A 1592-nucleotide genomic window follows, 5' to 3' on the forward strand; every position below is an offset into this window, starting at 1 on the left:
TTATCATATGAAGATTTAAATAATGATGGAAATATAGATGTAACTTCTGAAATTAAAGAAGAAAACAATTATTATCCTTTTGGGCTAAAGCAAAAAGGATATAATAATCTAATTACTGGAAGAAACCATAACTATGGCTTTGGTGGAAAAGAAGAAAATGACGAGCTTGGGCTTCAATGGTTAGATTTTTCTGCTAGAAATTATGATGCTTCTCTAGGGCGATGGATGAATATTGACCCGCTTGCTGAAGAAATGCGTAGACATTCCCCGTACAACTATGCGTTTAATAATCCAATTTTCTTTTTAGATCCTGATGGTATGAAGCCATTTGGAAGTAATTGTGATGATTGTAAAACGAAATATACTCAAACTACAAATACAGAATATACATTTATAGGAGATACTCCAGATGGAGGAGTACATAATTTAAGGCATACAATAACCCAAACGGTTAACGAGTACAATGATGACTTTACAGAAGTAACAGTGACAACGACGACGACAAAATATAATGTTCAATTAGTTACAAGTGTTGATGAAGATGGTAATACTTCATTTAAGTATAGTTCTTCTACAATGTCGACGATAGTAGAGTCTCAAAAATTTGAAAACAAGCGGTCTTCATCTATTTTTGCTAAAAATGGAAGTAACATACGAGATGAATTAGGTAAGCCGTTAAGTAGAAAAACTTATAATGGAGGTGGACTATTTAAAATAGGAAAAACTGTAAATTTAACTCTTGAAGAACAACACACTAATATCAGAGGGTATGCAATTAATTTAAAGAAAGATTTACAGCTTAACAGAAAATTTAATCCTTTTAAGGGGGATTATAATACAAATATGCTTATAACTGGTGTAAGTGGTAGTATTGCCTTGGTTGTTAGTCGTTTAAAAAATGTAGATCCAAGATTAAAATTAGGATTCTCAATAGGTGTTTTAGGAGGTAATATTTTAAGAAATGTACTAAGCCACGAAGGACGTACTCAAAATCTAGGAAGTTCCAAAAAAGTTTTCTGGAAAAAATAAATTTTAAAATGAGCTATAAAAAATATAATATAATATTTGGAATGTTAGAAATAACTATTCTCTTACTTTTTTATTTAACTTACATTTACAAGGAAATAATATTCATTTATACGATAATTAGTATAAGTATGTTTATGTTACTTTTTAACCTCATTTATATTAGGAAAATAAAACTTGAAGGTAGTCTGAAATTTATAGATTATGAGATATATAATTTGGACAAATTCATTATGGGAGTATTAGCTTTTATAACTCTTTTTATTTTTGATTCTGAAATACCGCGAGAGAATATTTATCAAATATCTTATTTTATGTTTACATTATCCTTTTTTAGTAGTCTAAGAATAAGAAAATTGGAATAAAATTTTTCATTGATGAAATACTATCATACCTAGTGACAAAATTATAATGTTAGTGCTTGGATGAAGTATAAAGCATAATTTTAACGGAAACTTGAAAAAAGTATATAATTATAAATTTAATATATATGATATTGATAAAACGAGTTATTTATGTTATAATCATATTAATGATGCTTTTAATGGCTTCTAGTAGAAATGGAG

The 1592-nt window shown here is 27.9% G+C and carries 1 protein-coding gene; it reads left to right on the forward strand.

Features of this window, described 5'->3' with window-relative positions; translation table 11 throughout:
* On the forward strand, nucleotides 1-1029 hold a 1029-nt coding region (locus AA089_RS24030), incomplete at its 5' end, for an RHS repeat domain-containing protein (RefSeq protein WP_053002650.1).
* Between the last annotated feature and the right edge of the window lie 563 nt (nucleotides 1030-1592).

The organism is Kordia jejudonensis (assembly GCF_001005315.1).
GTDB lineage: Bacteria > Bacteroidota > Bacteroidia > Flavobacteriales > Flavobacteriaceae > Kordia > Kordia jejudonensis.